We start from the raw sequence: 5,065 nt of genomic DNA on the forward strand, positions 1-5,065 counted from the left end.
ACAACGCCGAGCTGAACGTCGAGCTGATCACCCCGATCGCGATGGAAGAGAAGCTGCGCTTCGCCATCCGCGAAGGCGGCCGCACCGTCGGCGCCGGCGTGGTGTCGAAGATCGTCGCCTAAGCGCTACGGTCTGATCTGACGAACAGAGCGGCCCCGGAGGTGACTCCGGGGCCGTTTTCGCTGTGTCAGACGAACCGAACCTCCACGCCCGGCTTGACGCCCGCGGCCAGCTGCTCGGCGTCCCAGTTGGTCAGGCGGACGCAGCCGTTCGAGGCGGTCTTGCCGATCTTGGACGGGTCGGGCGAACCGTGGATGCCGTAGGTGTCGCGCGACAGGTCGATCCAGACCGTGCCCACAGGATTGTTCGGGCCCGCGGGGATCACGATCTTCTGGTTCCCACGGTCATAGGTCACCCGAGACGGGTCGTAGGTGTAGTCCGGCTCGGGCGCGACGCCGACGACGGTCACCGTGCCAGACGGCGCGGGCCGTTCGCTGGAGCCGATGGTGGCGGGGTAGAAGGCCAGCAGCTTGCCCGAGGCGTCGAACGCGCGGGCCGATCGTTCGGCCTTGTTGACGACGATGCGGGCGACGTTCGCCAGCGGGCGGTTGTCGACGGCGGGGACGACGATCCTCTGACCAGCGCTGCGGAAGTCGACGCCCGGGTTGAGTCCCTGCAGCAGCGCCTCCGTCATGTGGAACCGCTCGGCCAGTCGCTCCAGCGCGCTGGTGTAGTTCACGCCGGTACGGGCCAGGTCGGCCAGCTCGGCGGGGGCCGGCGGGCTGAAGGGGCCGGCCACGTCGGCGGGGGTCAGGACGTACTCCGACATGACCCGGCTGGTGTCGGCGGCGATCATGCGCTCCAGCATGGCCGCGTCGGCGGTGTCACCCTGCATGTCGTTGGCCTCGCGCCAGGCGGCGATGGCCTGACGCGTGTTTTCGCCGCCGAGACCGTCGATCACACCGGGGGAGAAGGGCGAACGGTCGAGCAGGATCTGAAGCCGCACCATCCCCGCGTCGGGACCTTGGGCGGCGGCCCGCGCCGGGGCGGCGGTCTGGCCGGAGCCGCTCGTCGGAGTCGCCGCGGTCTTCGTGACCCCGGCCGGCTGCGAGCCTGCCGCCGCGGGTGCGCCGATCACCCCGTTCTCGATCTGCTCGACCGTCAACACGCCGCCGCCCGCCGCGGGCGCGACGCTCGCCTGTTGACCCGGCCCCGTCGTCGACGAAGCCTGCTCGGCCGGGTCCGGCGCGCCACAGCCCGCAAGGGCGATCAGGCTGGCGGAGACGAGGATCAGACGAAGCGACATGGCGGCACCGGACTTGTTCAAAGGTCCGGTAGGAATTCCTCAGGAACCCGGGCGTTCCGTTCGATAGCGCTCAGGCCTGATCGTTCGGCGCGCCCGTGGCCGGGTCGGTCGCCGTCTCGCCTGAGTTCGACGACCCCTCGGAACCCTTTGGCTCAGTCGCGGGCCGCGGAGCCTCGCCGTCGTGAGGCGGCTGGCGCTGGTTCTCGTTGTCGGCGGTGTAGCCCGGCGGGCGGCGGTCGGGATCGGTCATATTGGTCTCCGGGCGTTCGGTAACGCTGCCCACCCAACGCCCGGGCGAGGCGGCGGCTCCCGCTCATCGCTCGTTCACCATGAACGGTCACCGGCCTGAAACAGCCCGAAGCGTATATCCGGCCCGAACGGCGGCCGATGAGGCGTCGCCGCGGGATGCCCTGATGGCCGGATGCGAGATCGATATTGTCGGCGTGGAAGCGCTCGGCGAAACGGAGTGGGCGCTGTGGCGCTCCATGCTGGCGGCGAATCCGGCGCTGAACAGTCCCTATTTCCGGCCCGAGTTCACCCAGGTCGCGGGACGCGTCAGTCCGAACGCCGCCGTCGCGGTGTTCTCGCGAGACGGCCGAACGGTCGGCTTCTTCCCGCACCAGCGTCGCGGCGGAGCGGTGCAGCCGCTCGGAGCGCCGATGAACGACTACCACGGGGTTATCGCGGCCCCAGGCGAGGGGCCGAGCCTTGAGGAGGCCGCCCGCCTGCTCGGGGCCTCCCGGCTCAACGTGACCGCCTGGGTAGGGGACACAGCGCTGGGCGAAGACCGGCGCACGGTGCAGGTCGTTCTTGGCGATGAGGGCTACGAGGGCTGGTACGCCGAGCGCCGCGCCGCCCAGGGCAAGTTCTTCAAAGACAAGGAGCGGGCGCGCCGCAGCATGGAGGCCGAACTGGGCCCGCTGCGGGTGGAGCGCGGCCTGCGCGACCCGGCGCTGCTGGACTGGCTGATCGAGCTGAAGCGGGATCAGTACCGGCGGACCGCCCGGCACGACATCTTCGCTTGCGGGTGGACCGCCGACCTGCTGCACGCGCTGCTGAAGGCGGACTGCGCCGGCTTCGGCGCTTCGATGGCGGGCCTGTGGGCCGGCGACCGCCTGACCGCGCTCGAGTACTCGCTCCACGCGGGCGACCAGTATCATTTCTGGTTCCCCGGCTACGAGCCGAGCCTGGCCCGCTGTTCGCCGGGCATCCTGCTGAGCATGGACACCATGCGGATGGCGTCCGGGATCGGCTACCGCACGTTCGATTTCGGGTTCGAGGGCGAGCACTACAAGAAGTATTTCTGCAACGGCGCCCGGATCGTCCGCGAGGCCGTGGTCGCCCGGCCGGGGCTGGGGGCGACCGTCAGCCAGGCCGCCGTCGGAGCCTTGAACATGGCCGGGCAGGGCCGGGGCGAACGGCTGCGCACCAGCGTGCGCCGGCGCTGGGCCGCCATCGAGGCCTGCGAGACGACGCCGGGCGACCGGCTGAAGGGCGCGATGCAGGCGGCGGGCGCCGCCCTTGCAAAGGCCCGCTCTAAGGCCGGCGCCGTCTCGGCCTGATACAATTTCGAAGGGCACCGATGAGCCAGACGCGCACCCGTTACGCCGGTCCGATCCGAGAGGCCGCGGTTCACCCGCACGGTCTGGTCGATCAGGGCTTCGCATCTGACGAGGCCTTGGCCGCGGTGCTGGACCGCTATCCGGCCGAGCTGTTCGACATCAACCTGTACGACTACGACGACGCCGGTCAGGTCTCGTTGAGGACCGGGGCCCGAGGCCGGCTGAACGGCGAGGAGCTGCTGGCGGCGATCCAGCAGGGCCGGCTGTGGGTCAACCTGCGCCAGGTCGAGCGGGGATGGCCGGAGCTGTGGACCGCCGCGATGGCCGAGTTTCGCACGGTGCAGGCCGCCTATCCGGGGCTGCGGGCGGTCCGCAACGCCGGTCAGCTGATCCTGTCCTCGCCCAAGGCGCGGGTGCCGTATCACTTCGACGCGGCCGGCGTGGTGCTGTTCCATCTGCGTGGTCGCAAGCGGATCTTCGTATATCCGGGCGACGAAACCCACCTCGCCGAGGCGGACATGGAGCAGGTGGTCGCGCGGCAGACGACCGAAGAGCTGCCCTATTCGCTGACCTTCGAGGCCGATGCGCGCGTGGTCGACCTCGAGCCGGGTCAGGCCCTGACCTGGCCGATCTATGCCCCGCATCGGGTCGAAAACCTCGACCGCTTCTGCGTCTCGCTGTCGATGGATTTCCAGACCTGGCCGTCGCGCTTCCGCAACGGCGCGCTCTACACCAACGCCGTCCTGCGCAGCCGGGGCGGGCGGCCCCGCTTCACCGACGGCATGGCGACGCCGGAACTGGCCGCGCGCTGGGCGGCCTCGCTGGCCCTGAAGCGGTTCGGCGGGCTGCAGAGCCGGATCGCGCATCTCGACCGGGATTTCCAGCCTGAGGTCGGCGTAGAGGACGGGGCCGGAGCCCTGCGCGCCTGACGGCGTATCTTACAAGGGCGTCATGACCTCGATTTAAGCTGACTCCCCCCGGCGACTGACGCACCCTCTCCTCAAGAACCGGAGAAGGAACGCCGTTATGAAGACGATCATCGCATCCGCCGTCGCTCTCGCCGCCCTGGCCGCCGTCGCCGGCCCGGCCGTCGCCCAATCGGGTCCGGAAGTGGAAATCCGTAACGCCGTCGCCCGCGTCGCGGTGGTGGTCGAGGACCGCTCCGACGTCGCCGTCGAGGTCGAGCAGGGGTCGTCCGGACTTCCGGCCATCCAGGTCTCGCGAGAGAACGGCAAGGTCATCGTCGACGGCGGGCTGCGCCGCCGCAACGGTCTTATGAGCGGCGGCATGAGCATGCGAAACTGCAACGCCGGCTCGAACAGCGAGCGTCCCGGCGAGGGCGCGAGCGTAGAGGTTCGCGACCATGGCCGGATCGAAGTCTCGCAAGCCCCCTTGATCGTGATCCGCACGCCTCGCAGGGTCGACATCGACGCCTCGGGCGCTGTGTTCGGCTCCGTCGGCCGGGGCGCGTCTTCGGTCGAGCTCGGGAACGCCGGCTGCGGGTACTGGAACGTCGCCAACACCGAGGGACCGGTCTCGCTGAGCATCGGTGGTTCTGGAAACATGCGCGCGGGCACCTCGACCGGCCTTGAGATCAGCATCGGCGGATCCGGTTCCGTCACCGCTGGAGCGACACGGGAGCTGGAGGTCTCGATCGGCGGGTCGGGCGATGTGGTGGTGGCGCGGGTCGACGGGCCGACGGAGGTTTCGATCGGCGGCTCGGGCGATGTGCAGGTGCGGGGAGGGACCGCGCCGAACCTCAGCGTCAGCATCGCCGGCTCGGGGGACGTGAATTTCGCCGGCGTGGCGGGAGACGTGGACGTCTCCATCGTCGGCGGCGGCGACGTGACGGTGGCGCGCGCGACCGGCTCGGTCAGCCGTTCGATCATGGGCGGAGGCAACGTCCGCATCGGCAGCTGATTCTTCGGCCGTCATCGACTTGAAGGTCCGGGCGCCGCGAGCTCCCGGACCTTTTTTCGCGCCGGAATGCTCCTTCGTCGTCTATGGCCGTGTTCCGGGCCGCACACCCTTGTCTCCGCCGCGCTGGATCAGCCCTCGCCACCTTTTCGCCGCTTGACCAAATCGGAATCGGCGGTCATAAGCCCCCACTCTTGTTGGACCGGCTGTGCATCCCGCGTGTTTTTGGGATGCAGACGCGGCTCGCAGGAACGACCTCGGACCTGTTCTTTGCAGTGAC

General features: G+C 69.7%; 6 protein-coding genes. 4 read left to right on the forward strand and 2 right to left on the reverse strand.

All coding sequences use genetic code 11. The features are described from left to right. A partial coding sequence (locus VGB60_RS03970; RefSeq protein ID WP_331036987.1) for a hypothetical protein occupies window positions 1-122 on the forward strand: 122 nt, incomplete at its 5' end. Between the two features lie 65 nt (window positions 123-187). Here the strand turns inward: VGB60_RS03970 and VGB60_RS03975 are convergent. Together VGB60_RS03975 and VGB60_RS03980 are read right to left on the reverse strand one after the other, a co-directional pair. Continuing rightward, window positions 188-1,306, reverse strand: a complete 1,119-nt coding sequence (locus VGB60_RS03975) for a L,D-transpeptidase (protein ID WP_331036982.1) — start codon at window positions 1,304-1,306, stop codon at window positions 188-190. Window positions 1,307-1,376: 70 nt separating this feature from the next. Further along, window positions 1,377-1,556, reverse strand: coding sequence for a hypothetical protein (locus tag VGB60_RS03980; RefSeq protein ID WP_331036983.1), 180 nt, complete (start codon window positions 1,554-1,556; stop codon window positions 1,377-1,379). A gap of 163 nt (window positions 1,557-1,719) precedes the next feature. Here VGB60_RS03980 and VGB60_RS03985 point away from each other — a divergent pair, with 163 nt between their 5' ends. From VGB60_RS03985 to VGB60_RS03995, 3 genes are all read left to right on the forward strand, one after another. After that, window positions 1,720-2,868 (forward strand): GNAT family N-acetyltransferase, encoded by a 1,149-nt coding sequence (locus VGB60_RS03985; RefSeq protein ID WP_331036984.1) that lies wholly within the window; start codon window positions 1,720-1,722, stop codon window positions 2,866-2,868. 20 nt (window positions 2,869-2,888) lie between these two features. Further along, window positions 2,889-3,797 (forward strand): cupin-like domain-containing protein, encoded by a 909-nt coding sequence (locus VGB60_RS03990; RefSeq protein ID WP_331036985.1) that lies wholly within the window; start codon window positions 2,889-2,891, stop codon window positions 3,795-3,797. A gap of 97 nt (window positions 3,798-3,894) precedes the next feature. Beyond that, entirely contained in the window at window positions 3,895-4,788 is an 894-nt protein-coding gene (locus VGB60_RS03995; RefSeq protein ID WP_331036986.1) for a GIN domain-containing protein, read from the forward strand. Window positions 4,789-5,065: the final 277 nt, after the last annotated feature.

It is taken from the genome of Brevundimonas sp. (genome assembly GCF_036399195.1).
GTDB lineage: Bacteria > Pseudomonadota > Alphaproteobacteria > Caulobacterales > Caulobacteraceae > Brevundimonas.

Bases quoted from the DNA above. Each gene is read 5' to 3' on its own strand.
- VGB60_RS03985 (WP_331036984.1), top strand. From the start codon at position 1,720: ATGGCCGGATGCGAGATCGATATTGTCGGCGTGGAAGCGCTCGGCGAA.
- VGB60_RS03975 (WP_331036982.1), bottom strand. From the start codon at position 1,306: ATGTCGCTTCGTCTGATCCTCGTCTCCGCCAGCCTGATCGCCCTTGCG.
- VGB60_RS03995 (WP_331036986.1), top strand. From the start codon at position 3,895: ATGAAGACGATCATCGCATCCGCCGTCGCTCTCGCCGCCCTGGCCGCC.
- VGB60_RS03990 (WP_331036985.1), top strand. From the start codon at position 2,889: ATGAGCCAGACGCGCACCCGTTACGCCGGTCCGATCCGAGAGGCCGCG.
- VGB60_RS03980 (WP_331036983.1), bottom strand. From the start codon at position 1,556: ATGACCGATCCCGACCGCCGCCCGCCGGGCTACACCGCCGACAACGAG.